Source organism: Flavobacterium sp. 140616W15 (assembly GCF_003668995.1).
Lineage (GTDB): Bacteria > Bacteroidota > Bacteroidia > Flavobacteriales > Flavobacteriaceae > Flavobacterium.
In genome coordinates this window covers 936,855-960,023 of sequence record NZ_CP033068.1, presented here as the reverse complement: position 1 = coordinate 960,023, position 23,169 = coordinate 936,855, and the positions used below count along the sequence as shown (strand labels likewise).

14 protein-coding genes and 2 pseudogenes are annotated in these 23,169 nt (G+C 32.5%); 1 reads left to right on the top strand and 15 read right to left on the bottom strand.

Annotated elements, in window-relative coordinates; genetic code table 11:
• Positions 1–22 precede the first annotated feature (22 nt).
• The 14 genes and pseudogenes from EAG11_RS04170 to glyA all read right to left on the bottom strand — a co-directional run bounded on the left by EAG11_RS04170 (position 23) and on the right by glyA (position 20,528).
• Positions 23–805, bottom strand: a complete 783-nt coding sequence (locus EAG11_RS04170; RefSeq protein ID WP_129538038.1) for a glycerophosphodiester phosphodiesterase family protein — start codon at positions 803–805, stop codon at positions 23–25.
• A gap of 131 nt (positions 806–936) precedes the next feature.
• Positions 937–3,236: pseudogene (gene bglX, locus EAG11_RS04165) on the bottom strand (beta-glucosidase BglX).
• A gap of 10 nt (positions 3,237–3,246) precedes the next feature.
• Positions 3,247–3,657, bottom strand: a complete 411-nt coding sequence (locus tag EAG11_RS22085; protein WP_242499263.1) for a prolyl oligopeptidase family serine peptidase — start codon at positions 3,655–3,657, stop codon at positions 3,247–3,249.
• On the bottom strand, positions 3,579–3,947 hold the full coding sequence (locus tag EAG11_RS22080) for a hypothetical protein (protein WP_242499262.1): 369 nt from the start codon (positions 3,945–3,947) through the stop codon (positions 3,579–3,581). The genes EAG11_RS22085 and EAG11_RS22080 overlap by 79 nt, the downstream gene beginning before the upstream one ends.
• A 15-nt stretch (positions 3,948–3,962) precedes the next feature.
• Entirely contained in the window at positions 3,963–5,336 is a 1,374-nt protein-coding gene (locus EAG11_RS04155) for a glucoamylase family protein (RefSeq protein WP_129538037.1), read from the bottom strand.
• Between the two features lie 73 nt (positions 5,337–5,409).
• Complete coding sequence (locus EAG11_RS04150) at positions 5,410–6,831, bottom strand: RagB/SusD family nutrient uptake outer membrane protein (protein WP_129538036.1); 1,422 nt, start codon at positions 6,829–6,831, stop codon at positions 5,410–5,412.
• A 4-nt stretch (positions 6,832–6,835) separates the two neighbouring features.
• A complete protein-coding gene (locus tag EAG11_RS04145) occupies positions 6,836–9,859 on the bottom strand; it encodes a TonB-dependent receptor (RefSeq protein ID WP_129538035.1) in 3,024 nt (1,007 codons plus the stop codon).
• Between the two features lie 244 nt (positions 9,860–10,103).
• Positions 10,104–12,848 (bottom strand): histidine kinase, encoded by a 2,745-nt coding sequence (locus EAG11_RS04140; RefSeq protein ID WP_129538034.1) that lies wholly within the window; start codon positions 12,846–12,848, stop codon positions 10,104–10,106.
• Between the two features lie 104 nt (positions 12,849–12,952).
• Entirely contained in the window at positions 12,953–14,137 is a 1,185-nt protein-coding gene (locus EAG11_RS04135) for an acetate/propionate family kinase (RefSeq protein WP_129538033.1), read from the bottom strand.
• Between the two features lie 10 nt (positions 14,138–14,147).
• Complete coding sequence (gene pta, locus EAG11_RS04130; protein WP_129538032.1) at positions 14,148–16,241, bottom strand: phosphate acetyltransferase; 2,094 nt, start codon at positions 16,239–16,241, stop codon at positions 14,148–14,150.
• A gap of 266 nt (positions 16,242–16,507) precedes the next feature.
• Positions 16,508–17,577: pseudogene (gene corA, locus EAG11_RS04125) on the bottom strand (magnesium/cobalt transporter CorA).
• Between the two features lie 120 nt (positions 17,578–17,697).
• Positions 17,698–18,195, bottom strand: a complete 498-nt coding sequence (locus EAG11_RS04120) for a GNAT family N-acetyltransferase (RefSeq protein ID WP_129538031.1) — start codon at positions 18,193–18,195, stop codon at positions 17,698–17,700.
• A gap of 275 nt (positions 18,196–18,470) precedes the next feature.
• The gene (locus EAG11_RS04115; RefSeq protein ID WP_129538030.1) at positions 18,471–19,064 is read right to left on the bottom strand and encodes a tRNA-(ms[2]io[6]A)-hydroxylase; all 594 of its coding nucleotides are present in this window, start codon (positions 19,062–19,064) and stop codon (positions 18,471–18,473) included.
• A 189-nt stretch (positions 19,065–19,253) separates the two neighbouring features.
• Complete coding sequence (gene glyA / locus EAG11_RS04110) at positions 19,254–20,528, bottom strand: serine hydroxymethyltransferase (protein ID WP_129538029.1); 1,275 nt, start codon at positions 20,526–20,528, stop codon at positions 19,254–19,256.
• Between the two features lie 108 nt (positions 20,529–20,636).
• Here glyA and fahA point away from each other — a divergent pair, with 108 nt between their 5' ends.
• The gene (fahA, locus tag EAG11_RS04105) at positions 20,637–21,920 is read left to right on the top strand and encodes a fumarylacetoacetase (RefSeq protein ID WP_129538028.1); all 1,284 of its coding nucleotides are present in this window, start codon (positions 20,637–20,639) and stop codon (positions 21,918–21,920) included.
• 79 nt (positions 21,921–21,999) lie between these two features.
• Here fahA and EAG11_RS04100 read toward each other — a convergent pair whose 3' ends face one another.
• On the bottom strand, positions 22,000–23,154 hold the full coding sequence (locus EAG11_RS04100) for an agmatine/peptidylarginine deiminase (protein WP_242499261.1): 1,155 nt from the start codon (positions 23,152–23,154) through the stop codon (positions 22,000–22,002).
• Between the last annotated feature and the right edge of the window lie 15 nt (positions 23,155–23,169).

The window sequence follows — 23,169 nt, the reverse complement described above, 5'->3', positions numbered from 1 at the left end:
TTTAATAGAATCTTATAAAAATCTATTTTTTAATCTTTATCCTTTCACTTAATAACTCTGGTTCATTGGTGGTTATATAATTAAAATTATTCTCGATAATCCAATCCATATCGTTAATATCGTTAACCGTCCATACATTTAAGGTGATCTTATTATCCTTTGCTTCTTTTATCCAATCTGGATGTTTTTTAAATACTGAATAATGATAATCTACACCAGTAATTTTATCTATTTTTACTTCCTTCGGCGATTTATTACCTTCTAAATATTGCAATGTTGTTTTAGAATCGACTTCGCGAATTTGTTTCAAGATGTCATAATCAAAACTGATATAAGTAGTTATTTTTTCAGCCTTAAGGCTCTTAACTATTTCAACAGCTTTTAATGCAATTTTTTTTCCTCTTTCTTTACTTACTCCCGAAGGTTTTATTTCACAAACTAAAGTTGTGTGTTTGTTATTTTTTAGTCCTTCTAGAATATACTCTCGCAACGTTGGTAGCTTTTCTCCATTAGAAAGTTTAAACTTAATCAAGTCTGCATATTTTGTCTCTTCTACAATTAGCTTATTATAATGTGGATCGTGATTTATAACAAGCGAGTCATCAGCTGTCATAACTACATCAAATTCTGACCCTACTGCTTTTAAATCGATAGCATGCCTAAGTGCTGCTATAGAGTTTTCTGGTAAATTATTTTTTTTCCATGCTCCACGATGTGCAACAATCCCATTTTTTGTGGCATTACATGATGTAAAAACAAATAGTATTAGTATTAGAAATACGCGAAATATTTTAATAGTATTCATTGTATAATTTTTTAAGGTTAAAAATAGTTAATAGGAAGAAAGTTTCTTTAGAAATGCGCCCTTTTAAGTTAAAAAAAAGGCCCTTCGAAACCAATACGAAGGGCCAAACACGAATCAATCTAACCAACCAATTAATTGATTAACTCAAAACTAACTTTCTTATCTGCATTTGAATCAGTTCCAACATATATGTCGAATTGACCTGGCTCTGCAATAAATTTTAAATCTGAATTGTAAAATTTCAAATCCTCAACAGTAATTTCAAAATTCACAGTTCTTTTTTCTCCTTTTTTAATATCAATTTTTTGGAAACCTTTAAGTTCTCTTACTGGTCTTGTAACTGATCCTACTAAATCTCTTATGTATAATTGAACTACTTCTTTACCATCATAATTTCCTGTATTTGTAACATCAACAGTAACATTTAATTTTCCTGTGAAGTTCATTTTATCAGATGAAATTTTTAAGTTTGAATAATCAAAAGTTGTATAACTTAATCCATAACCAAAAGCATATAAAGGCTCATTTCTTTCGTCTATAAAGTTTGATCTGAATTTCTCAAATTTCCCTTCTTTGTTTACTAATGGTCTTCCTGTATTTTTTGGTTATAATAAATAGGCACTTGTCCTACGCTTCTTGGGAATGTTGATGTTAATTTTCCTGAAGGATTTTCATCTCCAAACAAAACATCTGCAATTGCGTGTCCTGCTTCACTTCCTGCGAACCAAACATTAAGAATTGCTGGAACAGTTTCGCTTTCTTCTTTTATTACTAATGGGCGGCCATCAAATAAAACTACAACAACTGGTTTTCCTGTTTTTAATAATGCTTGTAATAGATCTTTTTGTGCTTGTGGAATTTCTAAATTAGTTCTACTACTGCTTTCTCCGCTCATCTCTGCAGATTCTCCAATTGCAGCTACAATTACATCCGATTGTGACGCCACTTTTAAGGCCTCTGCAAGCAACTCTTCTTTAGTTCTGTTATCACGATATAGTGTTTTACCAAACATCGTTGCGTTTTTTTCAAATTCTGCATCGTAATCAAGATTACTTCCTTTTGCATACAGCACATTTGTAGATTTTCCTGCAACATCTTTAATTCCTGCTAATAATGAAATAGCAGTTTTCATATTTGTAGCAACACTCCAAGTACCTGGCATATTTTCTTTGGCATCTGCCAATGGTCCAATTACTGCAATAGTTCCTGATTTTTTTAAAGGCAATAATTGATTTTCATTTTTCAATAAAACCAAAGATTGTGAAGAAATTTTTCTAGCTTCGGCTCTATGGCTTGCTGTAAAAATTTCTGTTTTAGCTCTTTTTGGATCACAGTATTTATATGGATCTTCAAACAATCCTAAATCATATTTAGCTTCAAGAATAAGGCGTACCGCATTGTCTAATTGTGCCATGCTTACTTTATTCTCTGCCAATGATTTTTTTAATGTCGTAAGAAATCCTTCTCCTACCATATCCATCTCTACACCTGCGTTTAATGCTAATGCAGATACAGTTTGTAAATCTCCCATTCCATGATCAATCATTTCTGGAATTCCTGTATAATCTGTAACTACAAATCCTTTAAAACCCCATTCTTTTCTTAAAACATCTGTCATAAGCCATTTACTTCCAGTTGCAGGAATTCCGTCAACTTCATTAAAAGAAGCCATAACTGAACCTACTCCTGCATCTATCGCTGCTTTATATGGAGGAAAATATTCATTATACATTCTTATTTTACTCATATCTACCGTGTTGTAATCACGTCCTGCTTCTGGTGCACCATATAAAGCAAAGTGTTTAACACATGATAAAATCGTATTGTTTTTTGAAAGATCATGTTGTTGGTATCCATTAACCATTGCTTTTGCAATTTCGCTACCTAAGTACGGATCTTCTCCTGAACCTTCAGAAACTCTACCCCAACGTGGATCACGAGAAATATCTACCATAGGTGAAAATGTCCAGTTGATACCATCGGCACTAGCTTCTTTGGCCGCAATTTGAGCACTTCTTTCTATCGCTTTCATATCCCAAATACAAGATAATCCTAGCGGAATAGGAAATGTAGTTTCGTAACCATGAATGACATCCATACCAAAAAGCAAAGGAATTTTCAATCGGCTTTTTTCGACTGCAATCTTTTGTACTTCTTTAATTTTTTGAACTGATTTAATATTAAATAAGCCTCCTACTTTACCTTCTTCAATATTTTTAGCAACATTAGAACTATTAGCCTGACCTGTTGTTATATCTCCTGATGTTGGTAAATTTAACTGTCCGATTTTTTCATCTACTGTCATTTTTGACATCAACTCTGAAACGAACTCTGATCTTGGCTTAATTTTTACCGTTTTTTTGGCTTCTTTTTTTTGAGCATAACTCAAAAAAGCACATCCTAAAAAGAGTATTACTAATTTGTTTTTCATTCTATGGGTTTTATTTATTTCTTACTTGTTTAAACATCCAGTCATAAATTTCCTGGTTGTCATATACTCTTGACCAGCTATCATGACCTGCGTCATCAAAAATGGTCAACTCTACATTGCTATTACATTTTTTTAATTCTTTATAAATTGTAATAGCATAATCTATATTCACGACATCATCCATTAATCCATGAAAAATTCGTGTTGGTATCTTTGCTATTTTACAGGTTTGCTCTAATTGTATTAAATCTACAAATCCTGAAATAGGAACCATTGCTGCAAACATATCCGGATGTGCAAAAGCTAGATTCCATGTTCCCCAACCTCCCAGACTTAATCCTGTTACATAAATTCTATCTGAGTCGATATTGTTTTCTTTTGGATTTTTAATATCAATCGATATAAAACTTCTGCATCCCATTCTTCGTTGTCCGGACATTGCGGAGCAAGGACATAAGCATCTAGTTTATGGTCTTTTAAATACTTAAATGGACCATGAATTTTTACTTTTTCTATATCTGATCCTTTTTCGCCTGAACCATGAAGAAAAATTAGCAATGGTTTCTTCTCTTTTATATCCGCTGGAATATGCAATGCGTACCCTAGTTCATGTTTTTGAATGATTTCGGTTTTGATCTTCCCATTTACAGTTGTTTGAGCAAAAGAAATGAACGAAAATAATAGAGCTACTACTGCTAATTTATGCTTCATATTATGGTTATTTTTCTAGAATCCGTATTTACCTGAGTGGAAACCTAAGCCTATCAATCCTTGTTTAACTTCTGGAGCATTCATAAATAATTTCCATAATAAACCTGAACGATAGTTTTCTAACATTACTACTTCAGGACCTTGGTCTATGGCCAAATAGCGTTGTGCAGTCCAACCATATTGTAAGCTACTGGCATCATAAAATCCTGCTACTCCCCAAGTATCTTTTTTATGATTTTCATATAAATTACGCATCACTGCAATAGATTCTTTTGGTGTATAAACAATAGAACTTATTGCTGCCGTTGGTGCAATAACTCCTACATCATTACTTGGCATATGTGCATTGTAACCTATGGTTCCATCAGGATTTCTAGAATATGATGCGGTTAATCCCCAATAATCAGAACCATATCCTTTAAATTTCTTAGGATTCTCTACACAATACTCATAATCGATTTTAACGTGATTTACATTAAGATCCCAATAGTTTGCATATTTATCAGTTAATTGATTTGGATCAAGTCCAACATACGAATAATGTGCCCAGAATAAAGGACCTCCAAATTCTTCAGCTCCATTGTGTTTTAGAATTAGGGGAATATTATATTTGGTTTTATCCGTAACTATTCCCCCATTTCTTGCCCAACCTTCGTGGTATTCTTTCGGCGTAATTGGGTGTGTTGGCGAAGCTGCCGCCAATATGTAAGTAATTAAACATTCGTTATATCCTTCTAGAGGAAAATTCATTTGCCAATCATAAGTAGGCGACCAGTGCCAGTACAAGAAATTCTTGTTATTAGTGTACCATTTCCAATCTACACCTTTCCAAAGTACATCGTATTTTTTAGCAACTGCTTTTTCGGCTTCTGAACCGTCTTTTAAATATTCGCGAACTGTAATCATTCCGCTAACTAAAAATGAAGTTTCAACTAAATCTCCCCCATTATCTTTAGTTCCAAATGGTTTTACTTTTCCTGTATTTCCATCTATCCAATGCGACCAAGCTCCGTGAAAACGGTCAGCTTTGTCTAGGAAATCAGCTATTTTATTAAGTCTATCAACACCTTCTTTTTTAGTAATGTACCCTCTTGACATTCCTGATACGATTGCCATTAACCCAAAACCAGAACCTCCGGTCGTAACAACATTAGCATCATTTTCGGGATAAACCCCATCAGGATGATAACGCTCTCTCGCCAAGCCTGAGTTTGGTTCGGCATAATCCCAAAAATATTTAAAGGTTTGTTTCTGCACGAGCTCAATAAGCTCTTCGTCTGTTAACTTTACAACTTCTGGAGTTACTACTGCACCATCTTCTGATATAGTCGCATGCGAACCACAACTAAAAAAAACAAACGAGACTAATAAAACTGAAATTCTAATCATTATAAAAATTTATGCCATTAATAAATAATCACTTCCCTCAGTAGATGAAGGAAGTGATATTTTTGTATTTTAATTAGTAACCAGGGTTTTGTTTTAAAACACCGTTACTCAATGAAATAGCCTGAGCTGGAATTGGGAAAAGTTCATTTTTCCCAGCCGTAAATCCTTGAGGTCCTAAAACAGCTGGTCCTCTACCTTGACGTACTAGATCTAAAAATCGATCATTCTCCATACCCATTTCTGATCTTCTTTCCTTCCAAATAGCTAGACGTAGTTGATCCTTAGACATAGATGTTAAAGCTGGTAACGATGCTCTTTGTCTAATCTTATTAACAGAAGCTAAAGCTAACCCTGTATCTCCAATTTCATTTGCTGCTTCAGCATTCATCAAAAGAACTTCTGCAAAACGCATTAGTCTAATGTTTTGCTCAGAACCTTCAGAACAGTTTCCTATTTGTCCAGATGGGACATATGCTTTTTGGTTGTACATTGGGTTATCACCTGTTGGTTTAATATAATCTTTTTCAGGAGTGGTTTCGCCTCTATAAATAATAGTTGCATCTCTACGTACGTCACCTGCCTCATAAGAATCAGATAAATTCTGAGAAGGAACATTGAATCCCCATCCAAATTGATCTCTTACTCCTTGCACTTGAGAAAATTGAGAATTTGATAAATCACAATTCCCAGAAACATAAGTACATTGTACTTCTAAAATCGATTCTATACTATTTTCAAATTCAATACGGAAAACACTGTTATAACTTGGTAACAAGCCATATCCCATTCCCATTACTTGATTAGTAATAGAAAGTACTTTATCCCAATTTCCTAAATACATATGCGCTTTTGCTTCATATGCTCTTGCAGCGCCTTTTGTTGCTCTACCAATATCTGTAGCTCCATAATTAGCTGGTAAGTTTTCCTCTGCAAACTTAAGATCAGCCAAAATAAAGTTGTAAACTTCATCTTTTGAGTTTCTTGGACGGTTATAATTTCCATCAGCAGGAAGTCCATCATATATAGGCACTCCACCATAAAGCTTAACTAAATTAAAATAATGGTATGCTCTAAAAAAACGTGCTTCAGCAAGCAACCTTGTTTTCAAGGCGTCATCCATATCAATATTTGGGACATTAGTAATTGTTTGATTAGCTAAATTAACACCTCTAAATTGTCCAGACCAATATCCTTCAATAATCCCTGCAGATGCAGTAAACGTAAAGTTTTTGATATCATCAAAGAAAGGAGCATCTCCAGGTGAACTACCTTTATCAGCATCATCAGAAGATACAGACAAAATAATTGGAGCAAAAGCCGCTAAATCCCAAGTTCTAAGATTAGTATAAATTGCACTTACAGAAGCTAAAGCATCTTCTTTTGTTTTGAAGAAGTTTTCGCTTTTGATTTGATCTTCTGGCTTTATATCAAGATAGCTTTCGCTACAAGCACTTAAAAGTGCTACTCCAAAAAGTGTAAAAATTATTTTTCTCATTTTATTAAAAATTTAAGTTAATACCAAAACTGTATGTAGCTGATAATGGGTAAGCATTATTATCAACTCCTAAGTTTTCAATAGTTTGATTTCCTAATTCAGGAGAAAAACCATTGTATTTAAATGCAGTAAATGGATTTTGTGCGCTTAAATAAAAGCGTAATTTTTCGATTTTAATTCTACTTAATAAACTTTCAGGTAAAGTGTACCCTAATTGTATCGTTCTTACTCTAAAGTAATCTCCCTTTTCTACGTAAAATGAACTAGGGCGAGAAGAATTTTGATCTGAATTTGCTGCAGGATAAGTATTAGAAGGATTAGAAACTGTCCAACGATTATTTACGAAATCTTGGTCCCAATTTTCATTACCAAAACGAGAATTTCTATTAAAATTATATATTTCATTTCCTGCAACTCCTTGAAATTCTAATGCTAAATCAACATTTGAATATGCTAAATTTACACCAAAACCATAAGTTACATCAGGAATTGGGCTTCCTAAAAATGTTTTATCATTATTGTCAATTACACCATTTTCATCTATATCTTTAAATTTTAATGCTCCAACTTTTGATCCTAAAGCAGTTGCTTCAGCTTGAGTTTGAATAACCCCATCAGTTTGGAAACCATAGTAAGCTCCTACTTCTTGTCCTTTTTCATATCTTTTCACAGGATTACCAAACAAACTAGGTCCTGTATTAAAGAATGATCCACCTATTACATCTGTAATTTGGTTTTTGATTGTTGTAAAGTTCCCATAAACAGAATATGTGAATTTTTCACCTATTTTATCATTCCAAGTCGCAGAAAATTCAACTCCTTTATTTTCAAATGAACCAGCATTAGTATAATAATTTCCTCCTAACCCAGATGTACTTAAATTAGTAATATTAAAAATAGCGTCTTTAGTTTCTTTTTTATAGTAACCTGCTTCAATAGACAAACGATCTTTTAACATTCTTAATTCAATTCCTATATCAGTACCAGTAACAACCTCCCATTCAATTGATGGATCTACTAATTTAGTGATAGATATTGCTGAATTTACTTGAGAAGGATTTCCGAAAAATGCACCTGACATTGTAGATGCAGTATTATCAAACTGTCTTGTAATAGTTGCATTTCCTAATTTACCCCAGCTTCCTTTAATTTTCAAGAAATCTACGCCTAAATTCTCCATGAACTTTTCTTTACTAATAACCCATCCAAGACCTACAGAAGGAAAAGTAGCTGATTTTTGATTTCCATCAAAATTATAAACTGAAGCTCCGTCACGACGAACAGTTGCATTAAAAAGGTATTTATCATCAAAAGCATATTGTACACGTCCAAAATAAGATTGGAAACGAGTTTCACTTCCTTGATCTCCAGGTTTATCTGCTAATAAGTCAGTTAATGAATTACCTAAATTTAAATATAAAGTTTCATCAGAACCAAAAAAAGGAACATCAATTACTGAGAATGAAGTGTTTCTGGTTTTTCTGCTTTCGCGACTCGCACCTGCTAAAGCTACAATTCTATGTTTATCAAAAGATTTTGTCCATGTAAGAGTATTTTCTGTCAAAAGATTATCTCTTGTAGCATCATTTTTTATAAGCTTACTGTTTCTAAGTATAGCTGATGTAAGAGGCATGAATTCTGGAGTATAGATATACGCAGAAGAAGTTTCAAAATCTCTAGAAATATTAACTTTATAAGTTAAATCTTTTAAAACGTCATATTCAGCATATCCGCCTAACAATGTTCTTGTTATATTAGTTTTACCTCTATATAAATCCAACATCATTCTTGCATTATTATCTCCAGCCGTACCTAAACCAGAACCAGTAGGAACTTTACCGTAAGAACCATCATCATTATATACAGGAACTACAGGTGGTGTAATTCTTGCTGTTTGAAAAGGTGCATTTGCATCATTTGAATCTGATTTAGAGTATGCTAAATTAGCTCCAACTCTAAATCTGTCAGATACATCATAAGAAGTATTAAAACGTGCAGTTATTCTTTTGTAATCTTCTCCAGAACTTACTCCTTTACCTGCATTCATGATACCGTCTTGAGTAAAGTAACCTATACCCATAGCGTATCTTGCTTTTTCTGAAGCACCACTAATACCTAGATTGTGAGAATTAATCAAAGAAGTCTTTCTTAAAATTTCATCCATCCAGTTTGTATCAACTCCATTAAATTGACCTAAAGTCAATACTTTCGATGGATCTGTATTTCCTTCAAACTGTAGTTTTTCGTTATAAAGTTGTACATAATCTGATGCATTTGCAAACTTTGGCACATTAGTAGGAGTCTGAATTCCAAGATTAGAATCATAACTGAATTTGATATTCTCAGCAACGCCTTTTCTTCCTAGTTTAGTTGTTATTACTATAACTCCGTTTGCTGCTCTAATACCATAAATAGCTGAACTTGAAGCATCTTTAAGGATACTCATCTTATCAATATCATTTGGATTAAGATAAGAAATATCATTAGTTATTACTCCATCAACAACATAAAGCACATCTCCACCAGAAATACTACCGATTCCTCTTACACTCACTTTTGGCTGTCCACCTGGACTTCCTGAGTTAACAATAGAAACCCCGGCAACTTTTCCTTGAAGTGAACTCACTGCACTGGCATTAGGTCTATTTTCTAAATCTTTTTGAGAAACTACAGTGATTGCCCCCGTAATGTCTGATTTTTTTTGAGTTCCGTATCCTATAACTACAACCTCTTTTAAAGCTGTATCTTGAGATTCTTTCAGAACAATACTCATAGGAGTTGAAGTTGCGTTTATCACTAGGGCTTCAAATCCAACCATGCTAATCTTTAAAGGCTCGCCTACTTTGGCTTTGATCTCAAAATTACCATCAAAATCTGTGTCTGTAGAAGTTCTAGATTCTGTGGCGACAACCATTGTTCCTGGAATTGCCATACCTTGTGAATCTAAAACCTTACCTTTAATTACTTGACCAGACATATAGGCTGGAAGTAGAATGAGTGCTAATAAGCTAAAAATAAGATTTCTCATATATTAATAAATTGTTAAAGTTAGTTCGTCAAACTTAGATAATTACAACGTTATAGTACGTTAAATAGAAATACTACATGAATACATCAAAACATACAAAACACACACCAATTACCTAATAAACAAGTATTTAAACAAAACAAAAATACACCACTCTACATCATGATGATGTAGTAATGATGTATTGTAATTTGACATAAATTAAAGTTAAATAATGCATTATCTCTAAAAAACTAAGATGTTTTTATAGATTCAATAAAAAATTAGAAAGGTTTTCATCCTGAACTAAGTTCAATTTCTTTCTTAATCGATAACGATGTAGCTCTACTCCTCTAAATGAAATATTCAGTAAAGGAGCTATCTCTTTTGAAGAAAGATTCATTTTTAAATAAATACAAAGCTTAATATCCTTCGAAGTTAAATTTGGATATTTTTGAGAGAGGTTTGTCACAAACTCATTATGAATTTGATTTAGATTGTTTTCAAAAATTTCCCACTCATGCTTATTAACAGCATTTATTTTTATAGCTTTTTTAATTTCACTTTTAAGTTTATTAAAATCTGTTTCTGAGTCAAGAATGCTTTGGATCTTCTCAATCATTTCTCCTTGTTTAGCAATAGAAAGTGATTTACCTGCAACCTCTGATGATTTGGTTTGCAATTCAAGTTCAAGAATATGTTTTTGGTACTCTTGACTGTTCAAATCATGCTCAGCTTTCAATTCCATTTCTAGAATTTCTTTCTGATGTCTTAGTTCCTCTTCTCTTAATTCTAATTTTTGCAAATACCGCATTTTATTCCATCTATAGTAAACATATAAGACACCTGCTATAAAAGACAGGTACAATAAAAGCATCCAAAAAGAAAAATACCACGGTTTAGCGACAAAAAAATTAAAACTTGAAATTTTACTGTAACTTAAACCATCATGATTATATATCTCGATATTATGTGATCCACTATTTAAGTTATTTAAAACTATCAAACCATCTTTTATAGATCTAAAATTATTTTCATCATTAATTTTATAAAATAAGTTTGGCTTAGTTGCCCCGAATAAACCAGAGATAACATTTATTCGTAATTCTGAATTATAATTTATTCTTGAATTATTTTCAATTAAGTTTTCATCATTGAATACCTCGACCTTTAAATCTAATTTTAGTTTATTTATCTCTTTTAGCTTAAAGGATATAAAACCATCGTCTAAATTCAATAAGTAATTGTTCTTATCCTTAAATATATTCAGATTCTCATTAATGATTTTACCTTTATAGTATTTTTCCTGAATACTATTCCAAATAAATTTATTTCCATTTGCATAAATATGGTACAAAAGCCCGTCTTGTAACAATATAAAATGATTTTCATCTATAGCGGCTACATCTGAAATATTCTTAAAATTAGAATTAAAAAGCTCATTGTTTTCTAATTGATTGGTGATCGAGTTATAAGTGTACCACGTTTTATTTATTAAAAACAGAATTTCATTTCTGAACTCAAATATTTTTACACCAAAATCATTTCCAATTTTACTGTGCTGTGTAACATTTTCTACTTTCTCTGTTTCATAATTGTTATTATACAAGATTCTATATAATCCCCTATAATTATCAGCAGCCCATACTTCATTTTTTTTGTTCTGAGCTACATATTTTATAGGTTTCATTAATCCTTTTAGAACTACTTTTTCTTCCAGATTGTTACTATCCTTATAAACAACAACACCACTATAAGTTGCTTGAAAATAAGAATTACCAATACTACTTTTGGTGAAATTCCATCCTCCGTTTATTGTATTTAACTTAGAGAACTTCCCGTTTTCATACAAAAATGTTCCTTCATTATGGCCTATAAAATACCTATTATCTACTTTGCTTATATTCCACGCTTGCCCTTGACTATTAGGAATCAAAGAAAGTTTCTTATCTGCATACTTAAAAACACCATGATTAGATGCCATTAAATACTCTTTATCGATATTAACTACGGAATATACAGATCCTAAAACTCCCGAATTATCATAAAAAATAGAAACTGGTGAGGTAACTTCAATATGAGCTATTCCATTATCTAATCCTAACCATAAATCATCTTCTTTATCTAGTCCGATACTTAAAATGGAATTGTTCATCAACACATTTTTTCTATTGATGTTTTTAAAAGAATTATCGTTAAAATCAAACATATAAATCCCTTCTCCAGCTGTACCAATTATAAGTTTATTATTTTTTAAAAAACGGGCAACATTAATATTTGCATTTTTTAAGACCTCATTTAATGGATTATTCCAAGCTGTTAAAATCCCTCTATCATCCACAAAAATTCCTTTTTTATGGGTAAAGATGTATGTTTTGTTTCGATGTTTTTCAATAGCATGAATGACATTATTTTTTATTGCTCCCCAACCTTTTACTGGATTTAACTTGTTTCCGTTAAGAACAAAAACACCATGCTCAACAGAAGCAACAAGCAATTGATTATCTACAATAAAACAGTAGGAAATCAAAAATGGCAATTTCGTTTTCTGGATTGATTTTCCGTCATAAATAAAGATTTGATTGAATGATTGGAAATAAATTAAATCATTAAGTTTAAAAATTTTCCATACTTCTTCATTCTCATTCTCATCAAATACACCTCTGTTTTTAGACACAGAAACGTACTTCATTTTTCCATCTTGTCGATACCAATATCCAAATTCTTTATAAGATCCTGAATAAACTTTATCACCATCAACCATAATTGATCGAATGATTGTTTTATTTGGTAATGTATATTTTTCCCAAACAACTCCATTATATCGTACCAAGTAATGATTATTTGCAAAATACATTGCATTATCATTTCCTTGTGCAACACTCCATGTCTGGTTGTCTCCTTCGTAACTAGATTTATTATAATTTTCTACAAAGGGAAGTAACTCTTGAGCTTGAATTTGAAAAGTTATGAAAAGAAGGAAAAATAACTTAAGAAGATTTGATTTCAAAATATTGGTATTTGTGTTCAAATATAATCACATTTATTCAATTTTTCATATAAAAAAAGCCTCTCATAGAGAAGCTTTCCTTTTATAAAAACAATTAACCTTATTTAATTTTTAAGTAAGTGATAGACCTGATTTGCAATTTCAAACTCTTCATCTGTAGGGATTACCAAAATTTTAGTCTTAGATGCTTCAGTATTAATTTCACGATTTGATTTAGAACGAATTTGATTTTTTTCATCATCAAGCTCTATTCCAAAATATTCCATATCCGTACATACTAATTTTCTTATATGCGACGAGTTCTCTCCTATTCCTGCGGTAAAAACAATAGCATCTAAACCATTTAAAGCCGCCGCATAAGAACCTATATATTTTTTAATTCTATAGGCATTCATAACCAAAGCCAATTGACATTCTTTATTTCCATTTTCTGCTTCTGATTCAATATCACGTAAATCACTATAACCCGTAAGCCCAAGCATACCACTTTGTTTCAACAAAATCGAATTGACCTCATCTGGAGTATAATTTAGATTTTTCATCATATAAAAGATAACCGATTGATCTATATCTCCTGCTCGTGTACCCATAATCAAACCGTTTGATGGAGAAAACCCCATGGTATGATCAATACTTTTTCCATCTTTTATTGCTGTCATACTACATCCGTTTCCGAGATGTATCGTGATAATTTTAGATTTATGCTCTAAGCATTCCATTGCTTGTTCAGAAACATATTTGTGGCTAGTTCCATGAAAACCATAAACACGTATTTTATTTTCTGTTAAAAGATAATTGGGTATCGCGTATTTATATGCTTCTACAGGAATTGTTTGATGAAAAGCAGTATCAAAAACAGCTACTTGTTTTGCAGTTGTAAAAATTTCTTCGGCTACATTTATCCCAACATAATGTGCTGGATTGTGTAACGGAGCTAATTCTGAAAGCTCTTTTACTTTGTTTTTAACCTCAGCGGTAATAATTGTTGTATCCGAAAAAAGACTACCCCCATGAACGATGCGATGTCCAACAGCATCAATCTCTGAAGTAGCTTTTATTACTCCTATTTCATCATTTAAGAGTAAGTTAGCAACTCTTTCTAATCCAATTTTATGTGTTAATATCGATGCTGTTTCTTCAAAAGAAACGTCTTTCGTTTTATAAGTTACATTCGAACTCTCTAATCCTATTCTGTCTATCATTCCAGAACAAATTACTTCGTTGTCTGGCATTCGCATTAATTGATATTTTATAGAAGAACTTCCTGAATTTAATATTAATATTTTCATGTGTATATTTTTATAATCCTTGTGCTTGAATGGCTGTAATTACAACTGTATTTATAATATCATCTACGGTACAACCTCGGCTTAAATCATTTACTGGTTTTTTTAACCCTTGTAACATTGGCCCTATTGCTAATGCTCCTGTTTCTCTTTGTACAGCTTTGTAAGTGTTATTTCCGGTATTTAAATCCGGGAAAATAAGTACACTTGCTTGTCCTGCAACTTCTGAATCTGGCATTTTACTTTTTCCAACACTTCTATCTACTGCAGCATCGTACTGAATTGGTCCTTCTATTTTTAAATCAGGTCGTTTTCGTTTAACAATTTCTGTTGCAGTTCTTACTTTTTCAACTTCATCTCCTTTTCCTGATGAACCAGAAGAGTAAGAAAGCATTGCTATTTTTGGTTCTATCCCAAAAGCAAGACTAGATTCCGCAGAAGAAATAGCAATTTCTGCCAATTGTTCGGCAGTAGGGTTTGGATTAATAGCGCAATCTCCAAATACCGAAACTCGATCTTCTAAACACATAAAAAACACAGATGAAACTACCGATGAATTAGGTTTGGTTTTAATGAACTGAAGCGCTGGCAATATCGTATGTTGTGTTGTGTGAGCTGCCCCAGAAACCATACCATCAGCATCACCTTTATACACCATCATTGTACCAAAATAAGAGACATCTTCCATTAAATCTCTTGCCATTGTAATACTAACATTTTTAGCCTTTCTAAGCTCATAATATGTATTTGCATAATCCTCATAAAGGTCAGATTCTACTGGATTAATAATATTGACTTTAGAAAAATCAAAAGTAATACCCAGTTCAGTCACTTTATTTTCGATTTGTTTTTTATCTCCAATAATAGAAATATCAACAACATCCATATCTAATAATCTTGAAGCTGCCATAATGATCCGATCATCATTCCCTTCTGGCAAGACAATGTGTTTACGATGCTGTTTAGCTCGTTTAACCATATTGTATTGAAACATTTTTGGCGTCATCCCTTCTGCTTGAAAAGTGATTAATTTTTCAGACAAACTATCTAAATCAACATATTTTTCGAAAGTAGTAATTGAGGTTTCTATCTTATGACTATTATTGGCATAAATTTGCGATTTAATTGCCCCTATTTTATTCGTAATATGATATGTTCCTTCTTCTACAGCAATAATTGGAACGATTGCAGACAGTCCTTCTATTAATTTTAAAATACTTTCTTCTGGCAAAATATTTCCTGTAAGCACAATTCCTGAAATTGCAGGATAATTGGCTGATTCATTTGCTTGCAATGCACCCAAAATAATATCGGCACGATCTCCAGGAGTAATTACTAACGAGTTTGCTCCTAAATGCACCAAATAATTATGTAATTGCATTGCCCCAACACTAAAATGCCCGGTTTGATTGTTTAAATAAGCTTCTCCAAATAAAACTTTAGCCCCAAGATGATTAACAATTTCTTGCATCGTTGGATGATTCAAACTCGAAATGATAGGAATTGCATTTACCAAGACTCCTTCAGGTAAGCTTTTTTGCAATCCAGAAGTCACCAATTCTATGTTCTCAATTTGTACTTTATTAGCAATAACCGCCAATACCTCAACATCTTTTATTTTAAATGAATTATAAACAAGTGAAAGATTATCTATTAACTCATCTAATGTTTTACCAACTCCTGATCCTAAAATAATAGTAGGAATCCCTAAATTCTTTGCAATTAATACATTTGTATCCAATTCAATCGCAGTACCTTCTCCAGTAAAGCTAGTTCCTTCAACCAATACAAAATCAAAACGTTCTTCAAGACGTTTGTATTTTTCGATAATCAAATCAAGAACTTCACCTATCTTACCTTTATTTTTTTTCTTAATTAATTTGCTTTTGGTTATTGCAAAGGCATCTTCAAAGGCTATATCAAGATTAAAATGCGTTAGTACTGTATCTATATGATTGTCTCGATCTCCATCGACAAAATCCTCTATAATGGGTCTAAAATACCCTACTTTGGCAGTTTTCCCCATTAACATACTCATCAATCCCAACGTGATAATAGATTTTCCACTATTCTGCTCACTTGTCGCTATATATACCGCTTTACTCATAAATTCATTCTTTAAAACATTATAAAAGTAATTTAAATTCTATGTTGATCTATTAAAAAAAACTTAAACCATTGAACCTAAAAATTAACCTTAAACAAAATGGTCTCCTAGTCATTAATCACTTTAATTTGAAAGCAAAATTAAAAGAATTCCTCCTTGTTACAACTGATTTTTGTCATATAAAAGACAACTATATCCACTACTATTTCCTCTTGACTTCAATACATATTCTGAAGTACCAGTGAATATCGTATCAACTATTAATCCTAAAACCATCTTCTTTTTTTAAAATAAATAATTAACGCAATCACCAACAAAAACATACCAATCATAACAGAATAGTATCCATACTGATATTTCAATTCTGGTATGTTTTCAAAATTCATCCCATACACTCCAACGATAAAAGTAAGCGGAATAAATATTGCCGAAATAATAGTAAGTGTTTTCATAATTTCATTCATCTTATGGCTTTGTGCCGAAAAATAAAAATTAGAAGCACTTTCTAATGAACTCATATCTGACTCTATTTGTTCTAAAAGCTCAAGACTTTTTTGATGCAAACGTGCAAAAAACTAAAGTTTTCTTTTTCTATTCCATTAAATGTATTGTCGTCTTTTATACTTTTAATATCATACAAAGAGTCGCGAAGTGGAATAATGGAACGTTTTAAGAAATTAAAATTATCCCTATGTTTTTCTATTTTCTCAAGAATAATAGGATTTGTATCGCCCTTAGTAATATTAATTAGTTCTTCGACCTTATTTTCTTCATCCTCAAGCGTGATATAGAAATTTTCCATAACTGCATCTAACAATAAATAAAGTAAGTAATCGACTTTTTTAGTCCTTACAATTCCTGCGTGTTGCCTAATACGCTCACGAATATGAGTAAAGAAATCACTTCGTTTTTCTTGAAAAGAAATTAAAATACCATCCTTGATTATAAAACTAATCTGCTCGACACTAATATTATCCGAGTCCTCTGAAGGTAAAAGTGATTTTATATTAAAGAAAAGAATTTCTTGCTGTTCTTGTAGTTTTGTTCTTTTGGAGGTATTAAGTATATCAGCAAGCATAAACCCATCTACTTCAAAATATTCACCAATAGATTTAATCAAATCGATATTGTTTAAACCATGAATATTTAGCCAATTATTTTTAGTATAATCAATACAGGTATTTAAAGCTAATATATTAAAATTTTCATATTCGGTGATATCTAAATCATCGTAAACGAAAAGCTGCATTTCTGACTGAGTATCTTTATGCCGACCTGTATATTCTAATGAATAAGGTTGTAGTTTACGGCCTTTTTTGTATTTTATTTTTCTCATTCAATAAATGATTTATATAGTAATATTACAAAAAAGTTTTTTAAAACACTGCTACATTCCCAATTTTGGCATTACTAAAACAAAATTCTAACTTATTTAAGAATTAAATAAAGTAGGTTATTATTTTACTTTCTTTTCCATAATAAAGTCTTCCATTAAGTACCCATGATCGAGCTCAATATCAGCTTCGGCTACAATTTCGAAGCCCATTTTCTTATAAAAAGAAGCTGCTTTATTAAATCTGTTTACATTCAAAGTAACGATATCTGAACCTTTTTCTTTAGCTGCGGCCTCAACAGCATCAATTAATATTTTCCCCATACCTTTTCCTTGTGCTTCAGGAAGTAAATACAGTTTGTTTAAGCGTGTAGCCTTCTTATCTTGGTAATTATGTTGATACCCCGCATAACCAAGACAAAAATCATCCTCATAAGCCATTGTAAAAATATGTCCATTACGAATATTCTCTTCTAAAAGTGATGGCTCATAAAATTTGCCAAGCATATAATCAAGCTGTTCTTTAGATAGAATTTCGCCATAAGTATTTGGCCAAGTTTTAAATGCAATTTCTCTTATTGCAGGTACATCAATTGCCGATGCTATTTTAAGTGTAATCATTTGTTTAGACTTTTTAGATTGCTAGACTTCTTAGACTAGCTTAGGATTTTAGATTCTTTAGATTTTATGATAATTGGAATTATCCTTCGACTCCGCTTAGGATGACATTAAATACTGTTACTAAAAACTGAAACTGCTTAGACTTCTTAAACTGGCTTAGAATTTTAGACTCCTTAGTTTTTATTTTAGACTTTATACTAATTAGAATTATCCTTCGACTCCGCTCAGGATGACATTAAATACTGCTACTAAAAACTGAAGACTGAAAACTAATCTTATCCGTGAATTGTCTCTCCTTTTCCGTAATTAGAAATTATAGACTCTTCGTAGGCAAGCCATTCTCTCCAACGTTTCTCTACATCGATTCCTACTCCATATTTTCTAGCATAAGTGATAAAAGTAGTATAATGTCCTGCTTCACTTTCCATCAAATCTCTGTAAAAAACTGCCAATTCTTCGTCATTGATATTTTCCGAAAGTACTTTAAATCTTTCGCAACTTCTGGCTTCAATCATTGCAGAGAACAATAATCGCTCGACTAAGCTCGAAACACGACTTCCATCACTGCTTCTCTTCATATATAAATACAATTCATTTACATAATCGTCTTTGCGCTCACGTCCTAATTTCAATCCTCTTTTGATAATGATATTGTGCACTTGTTCAAAATGGTCAATTTCTTCTTTAGCCAAAGCCAATAAATCTTTAACTAAATCCTGATGCTCTGAATTGTTGGTTATTATCGTAATAGCATTTGTTGCTGCTTTTTGTTCGCACCAAGCATGATCTGTTAATATCTCCTCAATATTTTTCTCTACAATATTTACCCATCTTGGGTCAGTTGGTAACTGTAATCTTAATACGCCCATAATCTTTATGTTTTATTTTGTTTCAGCTTTTCTTTGTTTAAAGTTTCCTTTGTCAATCGAGCTTTCAGCCTCGGGATGTTCTCTAGAACTAAAAAAAGTTTAAAGTTTTGCTTTACGTTTTTACGCGTCACAAAACTTTAAACTTGAAATCTGAAACTCGAAACAATTAAGTTTCAAATTTTATTTTATTTAGTAAACGAAGATAGCTCTTTCGCTCATCATTTCATTTACTTCATTAGCAACTTCTTCGATAACTTCTTCACTTGTGTGGTTTGTTAATACTCTATCGATTAAAGCAACAATAGTTTCCATATCGTCTTCTACTAAACCACGAGTGGTGATTGCAGCTGTTCCTACACGGATACCTGAAGTTACAAATGGTGATTTATCATCAAATGGAACCATATTTTTATTTACAGTAATTTCAGCTTTTACTAATGCATTTTCAGCATCTTTACCTGAAATTCCTTTATTTCTAAGATCGATTAACATCATATGATTGTCTGTTCCTCCAGAAATAATATCGTATCCTCTTTTCACAAAAGCTTCTGCCATTGCACTTGCATTACTTCTTAATTGCATTGCATAAGTAAAGAACTCATCTTGTAATGCTTCTCCAAAAGCAACCGCTTTTGCAGCAATGATGTGCATTAAAGGTCCTCCTTGATTACCAGGGAACACAGCTAAGTCTAATAATGCAGACATCATTCTGATTTCTCCTTTTGGATTTGTTAATCCTAGTGGATTTTCAAAATCTTTACCCATCAAGATCAATCCTCCACGTGGTCCACGCAATGTTTTATGCGTTGTTGTAGAAACGATATGACAATGAGGAATTGGGTCATTCATTAATCCTTTAGCGATAAGTCCAGCAGGATGCGAGATATCAGCAAATAAAATTGCTCCTACGCTATCTGCAATTACTCTAAAACGCTCAAAATCCATATCACGAGAATAAGCCGAAGCTCCTGCAATGATTAATTTTGGTTGCTCTTTTGTAGCAATTTCTTGAATTTTATCATAATCTAAACGCCCTGTCTCTTTATCAACACCATAAAAAACAGGTGTATATAAACGTCCCGAAAAGTTTACTGGAGACCCGTGTGTTAAGTGACCACCGTGAGATAAATCAAATCCTAAGATTTTATCTCCAGGCTTTAAACATGCATGATAAACTGCTGTATTTGCTTGTGATCCTGAATGTGGTTGTACGTTTGCATACGTAGCACCAAATAATTCTTTGGCTCTATCGATAGCAATTTGCTCAATTACATCAACTACTTCACAACCTCCGTAGTATCTTTTACCTGGATAACCTTCTGCATATTTATTAGTTAAAACAGAACCAGCTGCTTCCATTACCTCATCACTTACAAAATTTTCTGAAGCGATTAGTTCTAATCCGTGAATTTGTCTGTCTTGTTCTTCAAGAATAAGATCAAAAATTTGTTCGTCGCGTTGCATTTTTTAGTTTTTCGTTAATTTGATGCAAAAATACAAAAAAACGTTTGTCAAACTGTTAGATTATGATATATTTGACATAGAATTTTTCAACAAATAATTAACATTCACATGCCGATAACAGCCAACGATACTAAACGAAAATCATGGTTAGATGTACCAGAGAATAGCGATTTCCCTATTCAAAACATTCCCTTCGGTGTTTTTCTTACCAAAGAAAATATAGTAACGGTTGGAACAAGAATTGGCGACTATGCCATAGATTTAGGTGCTTTGCAACAATTAAGTTATTTCTCAGGAATTGATTTAACTGATGATATGTTTATGCAAGACACGCTAAACGACTTCATTTCTGATGGAAAAAAGACTTGGCGATTGGTTAGAAACCGTATTGCCGATATATTTGACATTAATAATCCACAATTAAGAGATTCTACAAAAGATAGAGATATTGTCATTTTTAAAATTGATGATGTCGAAATGCAATTGCCTGTTTTAATTGGTGATTATACCGATTTTTACTCAAGTAGAGAGCATGCTACTAATGTAGGTAAAATGTTTCGTGATCCAGAAAATGCATTATTACCAAACTGGTTACACATTCCAGTAGGATACCACGGAAGAAGTTCTACAATTATTCCTTCTGGAATTCCTGTACACAGACCAATGGGGCAAACGCTTCCTCATGGTGAAAACTCTCCTGTTTTTGGTCCATCAAGATCTATTGATTTTGAATTGGAAACTGCATTTATTACAACCGATGCTAACATAATGGGAGAACCTATTCCTGCTTATGAAGCCGAAGATTACATTTTTGGAATGGTTTTATTAAATGACTGGAGTGCTCGTGATATTCAAAAATGGGAATATGTGCCTCTAGGCCCGTTCTTAGCAAAAAACTTTGCTTCTTCTATCTCTCCATGGATTGTTACCATGGATGCTTTAGAGCCATTTAGAACCAAAGGACCTAAACAAGACCCTGCTCCGCTTCCTTATTTACAAACCAAAGGAAAAAAAGCTTTTGATATCAATTTAGAAGTTTCTCTTAAACCATTAGACAAAGAAGAAACTGTAATATCTAGATCGAATTTTAAACATATGTACTGGTCAATGAGCCAACAATTAGCACATCATACCTCTAATGGTTGCCGTGTTAACTCTGGTGACATGATGGGTTCTGGAACAATATCTGGACCTACTCCTGACAGTTATGGATCTATGCTAGAATTAACTTGGGGCGGAAAAAACCCTTTAAAGCTAAACGATGGCAGCGAACGTAAATTTATAGAAGATAATGATACTGTAATTATGAGAGGATATTGCGAAAGCAATGAAGTTCGTATCGGTTTTGGAGAAGTTTCAAGCCAACTACTTGCTCCTTTCGTGAGACAATGAAGAGATCTTGATTCTGAATAAAAAAATAGCGTATTGAATTCAATACGCTATTTTTTTTATACTATACTTATATTCCTTCCTACTGAGGCTGTTGTTGCGTAACACAATGCACCATTCCTCCATTTGCATACAAATTCCTTACATCTATCCCTATAACTTTTCTTCCTGGGTATAACCCTTCAATAATTTTATTTGCAACGATATCATTTGGATCATTATAATTAGGCACTAAAACTTTTCCATTTGCTACATAAAAATTAATATAACTCCCTTTATACCCCAAAGCTATCCCTGTTTTCGTTGTTACATCACGTTTCGTAAGCGGTAAAATAACTTTTGTATATACCTCATTTTTTATGTTTGAAGCTGCATTTAAAATAGTAATATCTGAATCTGAAAGTCCCCAGTTTGATAAATCTGAATCACTCATAGTAATCATTTTATTACCCGAAGCAAATTTTACTATTCCATCAATATGCATATCTGTAACATCCTCTTCACTAAAACCTCCTTCTAACCAAATAAATTTAGTAGCTCCAAGGTATTTTGTAAAATTTAACTCTGCTTGAGCCTGAGCCATCCCTTTATTCCTTACTGATTTTTTTGGCTTTTGGCTAATTATCGAACTTTTAGTAGCCATTAATACACCATGACCATCTAATTCTACTGAACCTCCTTCATTTACCATGATATTGTTCAAATTCAACACCGTTACTCCCGTATCAGCCCCAATAACACTAGGTATAACATCGCAATTAGCAGATTCATATTTACCTCCCCATCCATTAAATCCCCAATCTTCTATTACCAATTTTCCTTGTGCATCTCGCACATAGATTGGTCCGTTATCCCTAATCCAAACATCATCTGTACGATGTATTTTAAAGTCAACATTTGCTAAAGAAACCCCAGCTCCTTTCAATAAATCAATAATTCTAGCTTGCTCAATTACATCATAAGCAATAATATGTACCTTTTCTGTAGACTGTAACGCATTAGTCATTGCTACCCACGTCTCATCTAAATCATTTCTGTATGAAATACCATGTTGGTATTGATGAGGCCATTGCAACCAAGTACCTTCATGTAGATCTGATTCATTAGGCATTGTATATTGTACTTGCGAAGGATCTGGTGTTTGTATTACATCGGTAGTACCTTCATCACTGGCACACGAATTAAAAGCAGGTGCTACAATCGAAGTAAACAAAATTAAAATTTGAAATTTCATCATTTTTATATGAGTTTT